This window comes from Pseudomonas sp. GW821-FHT05H12 (assembly GCF_059419385.1).
This window is the reverse complement of record NZ_JBWKRS010000035.1, coordinates 61,019-77,444: the sequence shown is the minus strand read 5'-3', so window position 1 is coordinate 77,444 and position 16,426 is coordinate 61,019. Positions and strand designations below refer to the sequence as shown.

The 16,426-nt window shown below is 64.9% G+C and carries 16 protein-coding genes; all 16 read right to left on the bottom strand.

Features of this window, described 5'->3' with window-relative positions; translation table 11 throughout:
* Positions 1-125 precede the first annotated feature (125 nt).
* The 16 genes from gspD to AC07SU_RS25170 all read right to left on the bottom strand — a co-directional run bounded on the left by gspD (position 126) and on the right by AC07SU_RS25170 (position 16,297).
* Positions 126-2,249, bottom strand: coding sequence for a type II secretion system secretin GspD (gene gspD / locus AC07SU_RS25245; protein WP_494998567.1), 2,124 nt, complete (start codon positions 2,247-2,249; stop codon positions 126-128).
* A 5-nt stretch (positions 2,250-2,254) separates the two neighbouring features.
* Positions 2,255-2,773 carry a type II secretion system protein, XpsN-like gene (locus AC07SU_RS25240; RefSeq protein WP_494998566.1) on the bottom strand — a complete coding sequence of 173 codons (519 nt, stop codon included), beginning with the start codon at positions 2,771-2,773 and terminating at the stop codon, positions 2,255-2,257.
* A complete protein-coding gene (gspM, locus tag AC07SU_RS25235) occupies positions 2,770-3,372 on the bottom strand; it encodes a type II secretion system protein GspM (RefSeq protein ID WP_494998565.1) in 603 nt (200 codons plus the stop codon). The genes AC07SU_RS25240 and gspM overlap by 4 nt, the downstream gene beginning before the upstream one ends.
* Positions 3,347-4,339 (bottom strand): PilN domain-containing protein, encoded by a 993-nt coding sequence (locus tag AC07SU_RS25230; protein WP_494998564.1) that lies wholly within the window; start codon positions 4,337-4,339, stop codon positions 3,347-3,349. The genes gspM and AC07SU_RS25230 overlap by 26 nt, the downstream gene beginning before the upstream one ends.
* A complete protein-coding gene (locus AC07SU_RS25225) occupies positions 4,336-5,037 on the bottom strand; it encodes a type II secretion system minor pseudopilin GspK (protein ID WP_494998563.1) in 702 nt (233 codons plus the stop codon). The genes AC07SU_RS25230 and AC07SU_RS25225 overlap by 4 nt, the downstream gene beginning before the upstream one ends.
* A complete protein-coding gene (locus AC07SU_RS25220; RefSeq protein WP_494998562.1) occupies positions 5,034-5,615 on the bottom strand; it encodes a prepilin-type N-terminal cleavage/methylation domain-containing protein in 582 nt (193 codons plus the stop codon). The genes AC07SU_RS25225 and AC07SU_RS25220 overlap by 4 nt, the downstream gene beginning before the upstream one ends.
* Positions 5,612-5,944 (bottom strand): type II secretion system protein, encoded by a 333-nt coding sequence (locus AC07SU_RS25215; protein ID WP_494998561.1) that lies wholly within the window; start codon positions 5,942-5,944, stop codon positions 5,612-5,614. Before AC07SU_RS25215 ends, AC07SU_RS25220 begins: the two co-directional genes overlap by 4 nt.
* Positions 5,941-6,366, bottom strand: coding sequence for a GspH/FimT family pseudopilin (locus AC07SU_RS25210; RefSeq protein ID WP_494998560.1), 426 nt, complete (start codon positions 6,364-6,366; stop codon positions 5,941-5,943). Before AC07SU_RS25210 ends, AC07SU_RS25215 begins: the two co-directional genes overlap by 4 nt.
* Positions 6,367-6,373: 7 nt before the next feature.
* Complete coding sequence (locus AC07SU_RS25205) at positions 6,374-6,763, bottom strand: type II secretion system protein GspG (RefSeq protein WP_176998778.1); 390 nt, start codon at positions 6,761-6,763, stop codon at positions 6,374-6,376.
* Positions 6,764-6,776: 13 nt separating this feature from the next.
* Positions 6,777-7,973, bottom strand: coding sequence for a type II secretion system inner membrane protein GspF (gspF, locus tag AC07SU_RS25200; RefSeq protein WP_494998559.1), 1,197 nt, complete (start codon positions 7,971-7,973; stop codon positions 6,777-6,779).
* On the bottom strand, positions 7,970-9,667 hold the full coding sequence (gene gspE / locus AC07SU_RS25195; RefSeq protein ID WP_494998558.1) for a type II secretion system ATPase GspE: 1,698 nt from the start codon (positions 9,665-9,667) through the stop codon (positions 7,970-7,972). The genes gspF and gspE overlap by 4 nt, the downstream gene beginning before the upstream one ends.
* Before the next feature lie 328 nt (positions 9,668-9,995).
* Positions 9,996-10,778, bottom strand: coding sequence for a Fe(3+) dicitrate ABC transporter ATP-binding protein FecE (gene fecE, locus AC07SU_RS25190; protein ID WP_494998557.1), 783 nt, complete (start codon positions 10,776-10,778; stop codon positions 9,996-9,998).
* A gap of 4 nt (positions 10,779-10,782) precedes the next feature.
* A complete protein-coding gene (locus AC07SU_RS25185) occupies positions 10,783-11,751 on the bottom strand; it encodes an iron chelate uptake ABC transporter family permease subunit (RefSeq protein ID WP_494998556.1) in 969 nt (322 codons plus the stop codon).
* Positions 11,748-12,737: an iron-dicitrate ABC transporter permease FecC gene (gene fecC / locus AC07SU_RS25180; RefSeq protein WP_494998555.1), complete on the bottom strand. Its 990-nt coding sequence runs from the start codon at positions 12,735-12,737 to the stop codon at positions 11,748-11,750. The genes AC07SU_RS25185 and fecC overlap by 4 nt, the downstream gene beginning before the upstream one ends.
* 2 nt (positions 12,738-12,739) lie before the next feature.
* On the bottom strand, positions 12,740-13,660 hold the full coding sequence (locus tag AC07SU_RS25175) for a Fe(3+) dicitrate ABC transporter substrate-binding protein (protein WP_494998554.1): 921 nt from the start codon (positions 13,658-13,660) through the stop codon (positions 12,740-12,742).
* A 246-nt stretch (positions 13,661-13,906) separates the two neighbouring features.
* Positions 13,907-16,297 carry a TonB-dependent siderophore receptor gene (locus AC07SU_RS25170; RefSeq protein WP_494998553.1) on the bottom strand — a complete coding sequence of 797 codons (2,391 nt, stop codon included), beginning with the start codon at positions 16,295-16,297 and terminating at the stop codon, positions 13,907-13,909.
* Between the last annotated feature and the right edge of the window lie 129 nt (positions 16,298-16,426).

The window sequence follows — 16,426 nt, the reverse complement described above, 5'->3', positions numbered from 1 at the left end:
TTGGGGCAAGAGCCCTTTTGGTTACTTTTGGCTGGGCCGGCATTCCGGGCTCTTTTCCAAAAGTGACCCGCTGTAAGAGCGGAACCAATATCAGCCATCACACAGATAACGGATATGCCCCCGATCTACCGGTCCAAAGAGGGCCGCAACAACCGCATCTGCTCCCGATAATCATCCGTCACCTCCCGCGCCTGCCCGCTGTTGGTCACCACCCGAGGCGTAATTAACACAATCAACTCCGTGCGTGCCTTGGACTTGCTGGTACTCCCAAACAACCAGCGCAACCCCGGGATCTTTCCCAAATAAGGCACCGCACTCACCCCCTCGGCGTTGTCCTGCTTGATCAACCCCCCCAGCAACACCGTCTGCCCACTCTGCACCGCCACCTGGGTCGACACCGAGCGCGTCGAGATCCGCGGGTTCACCGGCGTGTCGCTGTTAGCCGCCGTATCCTGCGCATCGCTGACCTGCTGCTGGATGTCCATGTACACCAACCCACCCGGGTTGATCCGCGGCACCACGTCCAGGATCACCCCCGTCTGCACATACTCCACACTGCTCAACGTCGTATCCGACACACCGGTATTCACGGTGGTCTGGCTGATGGGAATGTTGTCCCCCACCTGGATCTGCGCCGGTTGGTTGTTCATCACCACCAGCGACGGCGCCGACAGCACCTGGGTGCGCCCGTTCTTTTCCAGGGCATGCAGGGCCACTTGCAGGTTGGAGCTGACAAACGAATAGAACAACGAATCCGTCGCCCCCAACCCCGCCCCACCACCGCCCAGTGCGCCCTGGCTGCCGGAGGCGTTGGCCACCGTGGTGCTGGCGGAATTGCCGGCGAGACGCCCCAGGTACCACTGCACGCCCAAGTCCAGTTCACCGCTCAGTTTCACTTCCAGAATGCGCGTCTCGATCTGCACCTGCAGCGGCGGGTTGTCGAGCCGTTTGATTGCCGCTTCGATCTCCTTCCACTGTGCCGGGCGTGTGCGCACCAGCAGTTGGTTGCTGCTCTGTTGGGCGGTAATCCGCGTGCCGGCTTCAAGGTCGCTGCTGGGGGCGACGGTCTTTTCTTCCGGCTCAGGTTCGGGCTCATCCGCCACCGGTGGTGTGTTCTGCAAGCCGCCCATGCCGGGCGAGGCCAGGGTGGTGGTGCGCAACCCCGGCGCCACCTTGGCCGGCGTGTCGTCCTTGATCGCGCCGGTGCCGTAGATCTGCCGCAGGTACTTGGCCAGATCGGCGGCCTTCATGTTGCGCACGTCGTAGACATACATCTGCGGCTCGTTGCCGCCGCCTTCGTCGATGGTGCGAATCCAATCCCCCACTTCACTGAGGTACTGCGGCTGGGACGAAATCGCCACCACCGAGTTGGTGCGTTCGATCGGCAGGAACCGCAGCATGCCCGCCAGGGGCATGCCGCTGTCGGGGCCGAACAAGTGTTGCAGCTCGGGCATCAACTCGGCCACCGACGCGCGTTGCAGGCCGAATACGCCCACCGACATGCCTTTGAGCCAGTCCACGTCAAAGGTGTCGATGGTGTCCTGATAATTGGCCAACTCTTCCGGTGTACCGGCTAGGCTCAACACATTGCGCGCCGGGTCCACCAGCAGGAATGCGTTCTCACGGGCGAAGGGCTTGAGCAGTTTCTGCATCTCGGTGGCCGAGATATAGTGCAGCGGGAACAACCGTGCCGAGAGCCCGCTGGGCGGCTGGGCCACGCGCATCTGCGGCACCAGTTTGCCGGCCACGGCCTCGTTGGCCGGCAGGATCACGTAGCGCGAACCCTGGCGGATCATGGCGTTGTCGGTCCAGGACAGCAGGGTCTCGAGGATCGACAGTGCCTGCTGCTTGCTCACCGGCTTGGAGGTGGAAAAACTCACGCTGCCCTTCACGCCCTGGGCGATGCTGTAGTTCTCGTGCAGCAGGTCGCCCATCACGCTGTTGATCACCGCTTCGATGGGCTGGTCGGCGAAGTTGAACACGATGTCGCCGCCCTCCTCCTGTGCGCTCGGCGCCGCACCGGGTGCACGCACGAACTGCTGACTACCGCGAATCAACTGGCGCTGCGGCGGCGTTTTTATCGACGGCTGCGGGCTTTCGGCCACCGACTGCTCGAGCGGCGGGCGTTGCGCGCCGGTGCCCTGCAGGGCCTCGTGCATCAGGTCCTCATCCGGGTCGGCACGGTCTGGAAAGGAGCCGCAGCCGCTCAAGGCAAGAGCGGTGGCCAGGCAAAACGTTGAGGTGCGCATATCGATCAAGGGAGAGGCTCGCGGGGCAAAGTCATCGGGGGGCGGCTGGACGGCGGCGGCAAGCGCTTGGCGTAGAGGCTCAAGGTCTGGGTGCGGCCGTCCAGGCTGAATCGGGCGTATTGCGGGGTGAGGTGTTCCAGGCGCCAGCCGTTGGGCAGCGCCTGGCCCAGGCGCACCGTGAGAGTCGGGCCACTGGCCGGTTTGAGCATCGCCATCTGCAGGTTGCCGGTGATCATGATCCCGCTGAGGGTGAGGTTGGCCAGGCTCGACACCTGGGCCTTGCCCACTACACGGTCTGGGCTGCGATCAGGGCTGAACAGCGGGGTTTGCCAAGTGGCGGCCAGGTCTTGCAGCGCGATACTCGGGGCTGTTTGCACACGGCTCGAAGGCTGGGCCGGGGCGCTGGGTTCGGGCAGCCATTGCGGTTCGTCGCCGATGCTGCTGAGGATCACCGCCATCAACACACCCAGCAACCCGGCCAGGCCGAGCAGGACCCATTCCAGGGGGCGCAGTACGCTCGTCATGGCGTCACCCGCGCCGGTTGCAGGTAACCGCGCACCAGCAGGTGCACCACCAGCTGCCCCGCACCGCCACTGGCCGGGGCCTGCTGGCTGCGGCGGATACGCAGCTCATCGACGAACAGAAACGGTGGCTGGTATTCGAGTTCATGCAACAGCGCCTCCAGGGGTTCGATAGCGCAGTTCAGCGTGAGGCTGACCTTGACCTGGCGATACGGCTCGCCGTCATCCTGCTCCGGGGTGATGGGTTTGCGCTGGGTCAGGCGGCAGCCGCCGCCGAGGTCGGCATAGCTGTTGATCAGGTCGGCGAGGCGTTGCATCAAGTCGGCGGCGACCACATCAGGATCGTCTCCCGGCAACAGGCTGGTGCTGCTGGCCGGGTCCTGGCGCGCCTGCTGCAATTGCTCGCGCAGCGCATCGCCCTGGCGCAGCACGCCGGCATAGCGTTGCTGCTGCTCGCGCAGCTGATCGGCGCGCTCGCCCATCTCGCGCAACGGCCCGGCGAACCAACTGTCGATCAACAGCCAGTAGGCAGCGCCCACGACCAGCGCCAGGATCAGCAACGCCGAACCGCGACGTTCACGGGGTGTGAGGGGTCGGCGCATCGGCCACCTCCTGGCGCAGGTGGGCACGCAAGGCAAACTGGTCCTTGCCGGTGCGCGCATCCGGTTGAATCACCCCTTCGAACTGGGCGTTTTCCAGGCGATGACAGCCCTTGATCCGCGTGATCAGGCCACTGGCCTTGGCGCTTTGCCCAGAGAACGAGACTTCTCCGTCTTTCACGTCCAACTGGTCGATCCAGGTGTCGGCCGGCAGGCAGGTGGTCAGGTCATTAAGCAGCGCGGCCAGCGGGGGCTGCGCCAGTTTGCGGCGGGTGAGGTACTGCGCTGCACCCCGGGTGTTGAGCAATTGCTGGCGCAGGGCGTGCACCTCGGCGACCTGGGTTTTCTGTTGCTGGACACTGGCCTGCATGACGTCGAGCACACGCTGGCGGTCGTTGAGCCACAGCAGCATCGCCGCGATCAGCAAGGCCCCGCACAGCCACGGCAGGCTGCGTTGCAAGCCCTTGCCCGGTGGGTGCTGGCGCGGTCGCAACGGCGCGGGCAACAAGTCGACACCGAGGTCGCCCACTTCCACGCGGTGGGGCTGCAGGCCAAGGGCAGTGCAATCGGCGAGAATCCGGTCGAGGTGCTCGCGCAGGATCGCCACCAGCCGCACCTCCAGGTGGGCGGGTGTGCGGCGCAACGGCTGCGCAACGAAGTACAGCTGATCGGCGTTGAACGGGGTGTAGCGGTCCAGCTCATAGCCCACCACGGCGGTGAGGTTGCGCGACGCCGCCAGGGGCAACTGCACGGTTTGCAGCAACACGGCGTCGGTGGCCAACACCAGCACCTGGCGCGTGTTGCCCGGCGCAACCGGCTCGCTCAACGGCCAGTGATGACGCTGCTCGGGCGGCTCGTGAAGGGCCAGCCAGCCCGGCACACAGGCGCGTAATTCAGCCAGCCACAGGCGCCAGCCCTGTTGCAACAGGCTGCCGCGCCAATGCCGGGCGATGGGTTCCAGTCGATTCATTCTTGCCACCGCACCACCCGGTAGGGTTGTGCGCTGTCCTCCGATGGGCTCAATAAAACGGTGGCTTGCACGCGCGCCTGATACCCGCCCGGGCGCTCAGCGCGGCTGTCGACCTGCAACACCAGGCCAGGGTCGGCGCCCTCGGCCTTCTGTTGCGGCAGGTTGAGGGCCTTGCGCATCAGCGGGCTGGCAAAAGCGGCGTCGGGGCGATCCAGGTCGCTCCACAAGGTGATTTCGGGCAGTAGTTGGCTGTAGAGCGCTTGCGTCATGCCCGGCAGCTGGCGCACTTCTTCCAGTACGCGGAACGGCGCCAAGCCCTGGTTGCGTCGGGTTTCGAGGGCCTTGGCCAACGCGCTCGCCTGGGCCTGGCTGGCCCCGCACGCCAGGGCCAGGCGCATGAAGTCATCCGCCTCGGCGTTGACCAGGTACAACTTACCGCGCTCGCTGCGCAGGCTGACGTGCAGGTGGGCGTCATCGAACGTCAGGGCAATCTGACGTCCGTCGACCACCCGGCGCGGGTCAGTCATGGCCAACGCGATACCGGCTTCGGCGGCCAGGACAGTCTGGGTATGTTGACGAAACCACAGCGCCTGGCGGCTCTCCAGCTGCACCCAGCCCACCAGCCCGCCCAGCAACACACTGAGCAACGCCAGCACCCACAGCACCAGCAGCAGGGCTGCACCGCGTTGACACTTCATTCTCCCGCCGCCCCGCTGGCCAGGTTCAAGCGCAGCGCAATCACTTGAGTAACCCACGGCACCGGCCCGTTGAGCTGAGCAGCGATACGCACCGCGTCAGGCAAGCGCCTGGGCCACGGCCACTCATTGAGCCAGCCGGTGGCCTGCCCCAACGGGGAGATGCCGCGATAACTCAATTGCAGGCCGTCTAGATCGTGAAGCAACACCTGAGGTTCGCGGTCGGAGAAACCCACCTGCAAATCCCTCTCGACGCGTTGCACGGTGAAACGCTGAATCCCGCCACCCAGCACCCCGGGCAAGGTCGAGACGAACTGCAAATGCTCGGGTGCACCGACAAAAAAACCTTCCGTTGCAGCCGCGTGGTCTACCCCGCTCAACGGCAGCGCTTCGCCGATTGCCGTGCGCAAGAACCGCTGGGCAGCGCGCACCTCGTCCAGGTTCACCGTGTAGCGCTGGGCCTTGGACACCGCGCGATTAGCCCCCAGTAATGCCCCGCCCACCAGCACCAGCAACACGGCGAGCAGGCTGAGCACCACCAGGATTTCCAGCAGCGTGAAGCCTTGCTCGCGGTGTTTCACAGGCGTGCCTTCAAGGTGCTGAAACGCGCCTGGTGCGAGCCCTCGCGAAGGCTCAAATCGAGGCGAAACACCTGGGGTTGCTGGCGGGTGCAGTTCAGTTGCCAGTGAATGCCATCCAACTCGCCCTGGCGAACGCCGACACTCAAGCGCCCCGCCGCCTCCTGATCAAAAATCGACAGCGCGGCGTGCGTGAGCCGATCACTGTGGGCCACCTGGGACAGCGAACGCGCACTCTGCCCGAACGCCACCAGCAACACGCTGCTGCACACCGCCATCAGCGTCAGCGCAGCGAGCATTTCCAGCAGGGTGAAACCGGCCTGGCGCTTCATGGCAGGGCCTTTGACTGCACGCTGCCGGTGAGCCAGCCGACATCGATGCGCCAACGCCGGGTGCCGCTGGCCAGCAGCAGGTTGCCCCCGGTGGAGCTGCCGTCGGGGTAGAACTCGACAGCCGGCCCCACCTGTTCGGCCGTGTGCAAGGTCACCTGCAACGGCTCGGGCCATTGCTGGGCCGTACGCCCCGGCGCCTGGAATGTCCTGGCGTGCAGGTCAAATTCGGTGCGCGCCGCTTGGCCGCCAATAATTGCCCCGGCCCGTGTGGCACGCAACGCCTCCACCATCTGCCCGACGGCACGGCGTTCCTTGGCGACCTGCAGCCCCTGGCGCACACCCAGGCCAAGCAAGCTGGCGGCGAGGCTGATCAACAGGATGACCACCAGCATCTCCAGCAAGGTAAAGCCGCGCTGGGCCATGGGCCGGTTATTCCCAGTTGCCCAGGTCGGCGTTGTAGCCTTCGCCACCGGGCTGGCCGTCACGGCCGTAGAAAATCAGGTCGAAAGGCCCATGCTCACCGGGGAAGCGATAGCCGAAGGCATGCCCGAAGGGGTCCTTGAGGTCCGAAGGCTTGGCGTAGCCACCGGGCTTGTCCACCAGCTGTTGCAGGGTGCCGGGCGGCGAGCCGACGTCCAGCGCATAGCTGTCGATCTTCATGCTCAGGCTGGCGAGCTGGGCCTTGCCGGCGCCGTACTTGCCCTTGTCCACATTGCCGCCAACCTGGCGCACCACAATGGTCGCGACGATGCCCAGCAGCACGATCACCGCGAGCATTTCGAGCAAGGTAAAACCGCCTTGGCGGCGTGAGGTTTTCATGGGGTCTGCTCCTTCATAAATGGCTGGTGAGGCTCATCAGCGGCAGCATGATCGCGAGCATGATCACCGCCACCAGCACGGCCATGACCACGGTCAGCGACGGCACCAGGGCGGCGAGCAGGCGGTCAATACCGCGCTTGGCTTCGACGTCGAAGATGTCGGCGACCTTGAGCAACATGCTGTCCAGTTCCCCGGCCTGTTCGCCGACGTCAATCATTTGCAGGGCCAGGTCGGGCAACAGGGGTTGAGTGCCAAAGGCGGCGCCCAGGGTGCCGCCGCCCTTGACCGACTCGGCCGCGACCGCGACTTGCGCCTGCAACGCGCGGTTGCTGCAGACTTGCCGGGCAATCACCAGGGCTTGCAGCAACGCCACCCCGTTGCTCAGCAGGGTGCCGAGGGTGCGCGCCAACCGGGCGGCTTCGACCCGTTGCAACAGCGGGCCAATCACGCGCACACCGAGCAGGCGTCGGTCGAAGGCTTCCCGGTGCCGGGGATCGCGCAGGCGAGCGGCGAGCCCCCAGGCAGCCACCAGCAACCCCGCCAACACCGCCCAGCCATAGCGGCCGAGGAACTCGCCGAGTGCAAGGATCGCCTCGGTGATCAGTGGAATCGGTACACCGAGGTCCTCGAAAATCGGCACGAACTGCGGCACCACATACGCCAGCAACAGCGCCAGGGAACCCAGTACTCCCACCACCAAAAACGCCGGATAGATCAGCGCATTGATGACCTCGCCGCGCAGCAACTGGCTGCGTTCCAAGTAGTCGCCGAGCTGGCGCAAGGTGCCTTCCAGCGCACCACCGGCTTCACCGGCGCGCACCATGCTCAGGTACAGCGGCGAGAAGCAGCTACCCTCCTCTTCCAGCGCAATCGACAACGGTTTGCCGGCCTTGACGTGATCGCGGATGCGCTCAATCAACGCCCGCACCTGCGGCTGGCCGGGCTGCTTGAGCAGCAGGCCCAGCGAGCGCTCAAGGGGCTGGCCGGCGCCCAGCAGCGTTGCCAGCTGCTGGGTGAAACTCACCAGTGCCGCGCCCTTCAACCGCCCGCGCGTCGCGTTCGACCTGAGGCCGCCCGCCGACTCGATCTGCAACAACAGCAGGCCACGCTTGTGCAAGAGGGCAACAGCGGCAGCCTGGTCCTTGGCTTCAAGCGTGCCGTTGTGGGCAGCGCCCTGGCTGTCCAGGGCACGGAACTTGAACAGGCTCACGCGCCCTCTCCCCGGGTGACGCGCAACACTTCTTCCAGTGACGTGATGCCTGCCAGCGCCTGGCGCAAACCTTCTTCATGCAAGGTGCGCAAACCGGCGCGGCGCGCGGCCTGCTCCAGGGTGGCGGCGTCGGCGTGACGCATCAGCAGGCTGCGCAATTCGTCGTTCATCACCAGCAATTCAGTGAGGGCGCTGCGGCCTTCATAACGGCCCCGGTAAAGCAGGATCGGGCGCGTGTCGGTCAAGCGGTCCAGGCCGTGTTCTGCGATCAACTCCGGGGGCGCTTCGAATGCTGTGCGCGTGGCCGGGTCCAGGCGTCGCACCAGGCGTTGCGCGAGGATGCCGCTGACGGTCGACGCGATCAGGTAGCTTTCGACGCCCATGTCGAGCAGGCGGGTAATGCTGGCCGCGGCGCTGTTGGTGTGCAGGGTGGAGAGCACCAGGTGGCCGGTGAGGGAAGACTGGATGGCGATGCGGCAGGTTTCCAGGTCGCGGATCTCGCCGATCATGATCACGTCCGGGTCCTGGCGCACGATGGAACGCAACGCCCCGGCGAAATCCAGGCCGATGGCGGGCTTGACCTGGATCTGGTTGATGCCTTCGAGCTGGTATTCCACCGGGTCTTCCACGGTGATGATCTTGCGCTCGGCGGTGTTGAGCCGCGACAACGCGGTGTACAGCGTGGTGGTCTTGCCAGAGCCGGTGGGCCCGGTCACCAGCAGAATGCCGTGGGGCCGTTCCAGCAAGTCGAGGAAGGCCGCCAGGCGCTGGCCGTCGAAACCCAGGTGCTGGAAATCGAACTGCACGGTCTGGCGATCAAGCAGGCGCATCACCACCGACTCGCCAAAACTGGTGGGCACGGTGGACACCCGCAGGTCCAGCGCCTTGCCCTGGATGCGCAACATGATGCGCCCGTCCTGGGGCAGCCGGCGTTCGGCAATGTCCAGGCGCGCCATGATCTTCACCCGCGAGATCACTGCCGCCGACGAGCTGGCCGGTGGCGCCTCGGCCTCGTGCAGCACGCCGTCGATGCGGTAGCGCACCTTGAGCTGATTTTCGAAGGGTTCGATGTGGATGTCTGAGGCGCGCTGTTCCACGGCGCGTTGAAGGATCAGGTTGACCAGGCGAATCACCGGGGCTTCGGAGGCCATGTCCTTGAGGTGTTCGATGTCTTCCAGCGCACCGCTGCGCTCATCGAGGTTTTCGATCAGCGTGCCCATGGCCGAACGGCCCTGGCCGTAATAGCGTTCGATCAGCGTGTCGACTTCGGTGCGCGGGCCGACGGCCAGCCACACCGGCACCTGGCAGGCGTAGGCCAACGCCTGGAAGGCATAGTGCTGGGCCGGGTGAGCGGCCAGAACGTGCAGGCCGGCTGCACTCCAGCCCATGGGCACCACTTGGTAGTGGCGCATGAAGCGTTCGGTGAGTGGCGGCAATGGGTCGAGCACCGGGGGCGCGGTATCCGCCAACAATAGCGGCGCGTTCAGCAGGTGGGCCCAGGCGCTGGCCAGTTCGATCTCGGAGACCAGGCCCAGGCGCGTGAGCAGGCCCAGCAGGTCGCTGGCATCTGTGGACAGGCGCTGGGCACGTTCCAGATCAACGGTTTTCAACCCAGCGTGCTGCCTCAGCCACGCGCACACTTGGTCTGTGTGCGGTATCTGCATATGGCAGGCATCGATAAGGGCTGACGACATAATGTTGGGTGTCTGGTTGCGAGAAAGTATGGCTATTTGGAACTACTGATAAGTGCCATTAGTTAGCCACGCCCGGAGACAAAGTTGGCCGGGTTAATCGACTGGAAGTTGCAACGCTAGTTCCTGAGATGGGGAAACAAACTGAAATGAATGGCCATCATCTGTCCCGGATTTCCGTGACAGTGCTGGCGCAGGCCTTGTGGTTTTTGGGCTTGGGCTGTGCTGCGGGAGACCTGATGCCTCAACTTTTCCTGGCACACCGCGGCGCGGGGCAAGCCCGCTCACTACAGGTTTTTATTAGTTGGGGAAGTCAGGGCGGCAATAACAATTAACGGGCGCTCTTTTCTATCAGGCACATGGGCGTGCCAGCCACTGGTTCATTGATGATTTGTACTTGCACATCGAATACCTGGCGCATCAATCCAACACTGATGACCGCAGCCGGGGCGCCATCGGCCACCAGGCGACCGCCATGCATCACGGCCAGGTGGTCGGCATAACGGCAGGCCTGGTTGATGTCGTGCAGCACGGTGATCACGGTCTTGCCCTCGGCGGCCAACTCCCCCATCAGGTCCAACAGCTCAACCTGATGGCTGATGTCGAGGTAGGTGGTGGGTTCATCCAGCAACACCACCGGCGCGTTTTGCGCCAGCACCATGGCGAGCCAGGCACGTTGGCGCTGGCCGCCGGACAAGTCCGCCAGCGCTCGGTCGGCCAAAACGTCCAGTTCCAGGCGTTGCATGGCCTGTGTCACATGGGACTGATCGCTGCCGCTCAAGCGCCCCCACAATGAGTTATGCGGGCTGCGGCCATAGGCAACCAACTGGCGCACGCTGACCCCTTCGGGCACCGGCAGCACTTGCGGCAAAAAGGCGATCTGCTGCGCCAACTGGCGGGCGGACAGGCTGGCGTAGGCCTGGCCGTCCAGGGTCAGTTCGCCCGCGCTCGGCTTGAGGATGCGTGCGAACGTCTTGAGCAAGGTGGACTTGCCGCAACCATTGGGGCCGATCAGCGCGGTGACTTTTCCGGCGGGCGGCGTGAACGACAGACCTTGCACAATGCGGGTGTCGCCGTAGCCGATGTCGAGCTGTCGTGCTTGAAGAATACTCATGGGATCAGCCCTTGAACCGTGCCAGCAACCAAAGAAAATACGGCGCGCCGATCACCGCTGTGAGCACCCCGGCGGGGATTTCACTGGGCGCAATCAACGTGCGCCCCAGCGTGTCGGCCAGCACCAGCAGCAGCGCGCCAATCAGCATCGCGGCGGGCAACAGCCACTGGTGATGCCCGCCCACCAGGCGCCGCGCCATATGCGGCGCGACCAGGCCGATAAAGCCGATTGGCCCGATCACGCCGACACCGAGGCTGGTGAGCAGCACCGCGCAGGCCATCGCCAGCCAGCGCGTACGCCGTAACGCTGTGCCCAGGCTATGGGCCGCTTCATCGCCCAGGGCGATCAGGTTCAGCGGCTTGGCCAGGCACAGGCCCAGCGGGATCAGCAGCAGGAACGGCAACACCAGCGCCACATGGTGCCAGTTGCGGCTCCACAGGCTGCCGGTGAGGGCGAGCAAGGCGGTGTTGATGTCCAGCGGGTGGGACAGGATCAGAAACTCGGTGACGCTGGACAAGGTCACCGCAATCGCCACCCCGGACAGCGCAAAACGCACGCCGGAAAAACTCACGCCGGTGTTGTACAGCGCCAGCAGTAACGCACCACCGGCACCGCCCAGGCAGGCCACCAGCGGCAACCAGGCAATCGGCAAGTGCGGCCAACTGATGATCGCCACGGTCAGCGCCAGGCCTGCGCCCTGGGTCACGCCGAGGATTTCCGGCGAGGCCAGCGGGTTACGGATCACGCCCTGCACAATCGCCCCGGCCAGGCCGAAGGCGGCACCGGCGAGGATCGCGATCAGGCTGCGCGGCAGGCGGTGGTTCCACACTTCGAAGTCGAGGGCATCGTGGGCCAACAGGCGCTCCAGCACGGTGGCGGGCTTGAGCCACAAGGTACCGGCGCTAAGGCTGATAAAGGTCGCCAGCAGCAACAAGGTGAGCAGCAGCCACAGGCGCAATCGAGGGCGGATCATAGGGTGCGCCTGGCAAGAAACAGGAAGAACGGTGCACCGATCAGCGCAGTGACCACGCCGGCCGGGGTTTCCACCGGGAACGCCACGGCGCGGCTGAGCAGGTCGGCGCCCAGCACGATCACCGCGCCCAAGGCGGCACTCAGGGGGATCAGCCAGCGGTAGTCGTTGCCCAGGAACTGGCGAATGATGTTCGGCGCAATCAAACCGACAAAGCCGATCGGCCCCACCGCGCAGACACTCGCGCCCACCAGCAACAGGCTGGCGACAAACACCTGCAGGCGCAGGCTGGCGATGCCGACCCCCAGGGAGCGAGCGGCGTCTTCGCCGAGGTTGATCAGGTTCAAGCGCGGCGCGCACCACAGCGCCCACAGGCCACCGATCAGGGTGCACGGCCAGAGCAATTGCACCTGTGCGGCACCCACATTGGCCAGGGAACCGGCCAGCCAGTTGAGCACGCTTTGCGCCTGGGCTTCGACCAGGATCACCGTGAGGCGAGTCAATGCCGCACATAACGCGGCGACCGCGACGCCGGCCAATACCAGCCGCCCTTGCGCCGTGGCCGGCGACCACGCACCGCCCAGGCTGAACACGGTGATCCAGGCCAGTGCACCGCCCACGCAGGTCATCAACAGCGCGCCACCGGCAAACGGCAGCGCCACCAGGCCGGTGGAAAACAGCGCCAAGCCGAGCGCCGCGCCGGCCGTCACGCCAAACAACGACGGCGAAGCCAGGCGGTTGCGGGTAATGCCCTGCATCAGCGCGCCGGCCAGGCCCAGGCAGGCGCCGACCAACGCTGCGCACACCGCACGCGGCACCCGTAACTGGGCGACAATGTAGGCCATGTTGCCGCCCACGCTGCCCTGGTGCACCAGGCCATTCCAGGCATCTGCCGGGGTGATCACGAACGGCGACCAGCTGTACAGCGAGTACCAGAACAACAGGACCCCCAGCAGCACAATGCCGAGGGCGGCGAGACTACGCTGCACGGTTATTGGCTCAATACGGCGTTGCCGCCCTTGAGAATCGCCAGCGCATCTTCAGCAATCTGCTCGGAGGCCAGCACGCCCCGATTACGCGCCCAGCTGTCGCCGTCCACTTCAGCTACGTGCTTGTTGCGAACCGCACCGAGCACTTGCCACAAGGGTTGTTTGCTCCAGGTGTCGACGATGCTGGGGCGGCGGTAATGGCCGACCAGCAGCCAGCCCGGGTCCAGCGCCAGCAGTTGTTCCAGGCTGACGAACTCGGTGGGCGAGGCGTTGGTGCGTACCGACGGCACTTTCAGCCCGATGGCTTGCAGCACGCTGCCGGCGTAGGAGTCCGGGCCGTGCACGGAGAAGCTGTCTTCACGGGCAACGCCGAACAACACGCTGGCGCCGGCGGGAATCTGCTGGGCAATGGCCTTGAGGTTTGCACGGTTCTGCTGGATTCGCGCTTCCATCTGCGGGCTCCTGCCCAGGGCCTTGCCGATCAGTTCGGCGGACTTGAGGCTGCCCTCGTAATCTTCCCCGCGTGACGGCAGTAACAAGGTGGGTGCGATGCTCGACAGGTCGCTGTACAACGCCTGGTGACGGTTGAGGTCGGCGACGATCAGGTCCGGCTTGAGCCGCGCGATTTCCTCGATGCTCGGCTGCGAGCGCAGGCCCACGGATTTCCATTGGCCGATGGCCTGGCGCACGCGGGGCAATACGCGATTGGCATCACCATCATCGGCGGCGCCTACCGGGGTCACATCGACGGCGGCGAGGCTGTCGAGAAAGGAGAACTCCAGCACCACCACGCGCTTGGGCGCGTCGGGCAGATGCACGGTGTGCTGGCCGTCATTGAGGTCGATGGGGGCAGCGTTCAGTACGCTTGAAGACAACGCCAGGAGGCAGGCGGCAAGGGTCGGGATGGAGCGCAACAGTCGCATGGCAAGGTCCTCGGCGTTAAAACACCCCGGCTAGACGGGCCGGGGAAAACGGCGGGTACTATTCCATATCGTGGCGGCGCAATCAAAAAACATTCTCATTGGCGCCGCCCATCGGGCATTGGGTGAGCTTTCTGTGGGAGCTGGCTTGCCTGCGATGCAGGCGCCTCGGGGTGTCAGATGTACCAAGGTGATGCCATCGCAGGCAAGCCAGCTCCCACACAAGCCCACATGCATCAGGATCAGCGGTTAGAAGTCGACCGTGGCGGAAAGCAGGTAGGTGCGCGGGGTAGACAAGGTGAGCCCCGGTTCGCTGTCATCCGAGGCGCCGGCCGAGCTCCAGTAGCGTTTATCGGCGACGTTCTCCACGTTCGCGCGCAGGGTCACGTGTTTGTCGTCCACTTTGAAGGCGTAGCGCGCGCCCACGTCGAGGCGGTTCCAGGCGTCGATTTCCTTGACGTTGGACTGGTCCAGGTACTGCGAGCTGGAGTAAATGCCACGGCTGGTCAGGGTCAGGCCTTCCAGCCCCGGCACATCCCACTCGGCGCCCAGGTTGACGTTGTATTTGGGCGTGGCCGGGGCGCGGTTGCCGTCCCAGGTGCCGTTGGTGGTGTCTTGGAGTTTGCTGTCGATGTACATCACACCGCCGAGCAAGCGCACACCCTTGAGCGGTTCGCCGAACACGCTCAGTTCCGCCCCGGTGTTCTGGCGCTTGCCATTGGGACCGAACACCCGCGTGGTGGCGTTGGTTTCATAGGCTGGCTGCCTGATGCGGAACACGGCGGCCGTGACCGCGAAGGCGCCGGCGTCGTACTTGGCGCCCACTTCCACCTGGCGGCTGATGAAGGGCGGGAAGATCTGGTCTTCGTTGATCGAGGTGGACGGCGCGATCTTGCCCTGGCTCAAGCCTTCCATGTAGTTGGCGTACAGCGACAGCTTGTCGGTGGCCTTGAACAGCAGCCCGCCCGACGGCGAGACTTTTTCTTCGTCGTAGGCGGTGTCGCCCTTGATGCCATCGCTCCAGTCATCCACCTTGACCCGCTGCCAACGCGCGCCCAGGGTGAGCAACAGGCGGTCGTCGAAGAAGCCCAAGGTGTCGGACAAGGCCACGCCACTGAACTTGTTTTCGGTGTAGACCTTGGCGTCCTGGCGTGTCGCCCTGGACGGGGTCGGGGTTTGCACGGGGTTGTAGAGGTTGCTCGGCGCGGCGGCATAACGTGCGCCGCCGTTGGTGAAGTCCATGTCGAAGTAGCTGGCGGCCAGGTTGACCTCGTGGCTCACTGGCCCGGTGTGGAACCAGTTGCGCACGCCAGCCGTGTAGGTGCGCACGTTTTCATCGCGGGTGAAGTCACGCGGCAGCACGCTGAAATCACCTGCCGCATTGCTGACGGAGACCGCATGACGCAGGAAGTCGTGGTTGCTTTTGCGTAAGCCGATACCGCCGTACAGCATCACGTCATCGCTCACATCATATTCAGCGTTGAACGTACCGAAGGTGTCCTTGGTGCGCGCCTTGCTCCAGGCTTGCGCATAGTTATGGCGCACATCGTTGGCGCTGGGCACCGGTGCGGCAGCCGCGACCTGGACACGCTCCTGGGGCGCGTCAGTGTCGCGCTCGGTGTGGCCGATGTCGGTGGAAAGGCGCAGGCGCTCGCCACGGAAATCCAGGCCCAGCACGGCCATTTCGCGGTCGACGCTCTGGTGATCCCAGTCGGTGTCGCCCGCCTGTTTCACGCCGTTGAAGCGGATACCGAATTTATTGTCTTCACCAAAGCGCCGCCCCACGTCCACCGCCCCGCCCGCCTGGCTTTCGGAGGCCCAGGTGCCGGTGAACGAGTTGATGTCCTTGTCGGTGGCGCGCTTGGGCACCACGTTGATCCCGCCGCCCACGCTGCCCCTTGGCGAGATGCCGTTGATCAATTGGCTGGGGCCTTTGAGGATGTCGACGCGGTCGGCCATTTCCATGTCGATGGTGTAGGTGGGCAGCACGCCGTAGAGACCGTTGTAGGCCACATCACTGTTGAACAGGCTGAAGCCGCGAATGGTGAACTGCTCGTAACGCCCACCGGCCGGGTTGGTGGCGCGTACCGACGGGTCGGCGGCGATCAGGTCGCCCAGGGTGCGGGCCTGTTGGTTTTTCACCGCTTCGGCGGTGTAGGTGGTGATGCTGAACGGGGTCTCCATGAAGTCCCGCGTACCGAGCATGCCCTGCGCAGTGCGACGCGCCACCTGGCCACCGGCGTAGGTATCGCCGTCGTACAGGCCGGTGGTGCCGAGAATCGAGGTTGGTGCGAGCTCCAACGTACTGCCGTCCGGCGCCGGCACCAGCATGTAGGCCTGCGCGCCCATCGATTGCAGTTGCAGGCCGGAGCCTTGCAGCAGGCGGGCAAAGCCCTCCTCCACCCCGAACTCGCCCGATAAACCGCTGCTGGTGCGCCCGCTGACCAATGCAGGGTCTACCGACAGGTTGACCCCCGCCAAACCGGCAAAACGGGTAAGCGCCGCGCTCAGGCTGCCGGCCGGCACCTGGTAGCTGCGGCGGGTTGTGGTGTCTTCGGCATAGCTGACGGCGGCGAAGAACGGGCTGGCGCTGAGGCTCAGCAGCAGGCTCAACTTGAGCAAGGGACGGACAACGGGCATTGGAGGAAGCTCTCGATTTTGTTCACTTACCTGGAATGACCGGTGACGGCAAAAAAAGGGACAGGCTTGTTCAATTATTTTATCAAGGCCTCCCCAAAATCTGTGAATCCCCCAGAATCTGTAGTGAGC